This window comes from Variovorax sp. P2_H12 (genome assembly GCF_056403395.1).
This window is the reverse complement of the sequence record NZ_JBFUFO010000216.1, coordinates 1-434: the sequence shown is the minus strand read 5'-3', so window position 1 is coordinate 434 and position 434 is coordinate 1. Positions and strand designations below refer to the sequence as shown.

The 434-nt window shown below is 72.8% G+C and carries 1 protein-coding gene; it reads left to right on the top strand.

Annotated features, from left to right (window positions below):
* Nucleotides 1-32: 32 nt before the first annotated feature.
* Nucleotides 33-434: hypothetical protein (locus AC1DYK_RS35880; protein ID WP_478170599.1), on the top strand; the 402-nt coding region annotated here is incomplete at its 3' end.

Below are 434 nucleotides of genomic sequence, written 5' to 3'. Positions count from 1 at the left end.
CCCCCGCCATGGCTGACCGCAGCCGCTGGGGCATGGCGAAGTTCTGGGCGGTCACCGCAGCCGAGCAGGGGGTCGATGTCCAGGATCCGGCGGCGCTTGAAAGCTTCGTGGAGCAGGCTCAGCAAGGCGAGGTGCCGTACGACCAGGACGTACTGGACGAGGTGTTGCGCAACCACCTGACGCGCGGCCCGGCAGCCGTGACACGCGCCGAACCGCAGCTGCCGGTCCTGCTGCCGGCGGAGAAGGAGCTGCGTGCACGCGCCGAGACGTCCCGCGCGCTGCGGTGGCTGCGAGGGATCGCCGACTGGGCGGGCCCTGAGGGGCGCGCGCTCACCGCCACGGGCAACCTGCGCATGGCGGACGCGCGAGCCCTCGTTGCCGAGCTGGGGACAGGCGACGCGGTGGACAAGGTGCGCTCCTCCACGCAGCTGCCG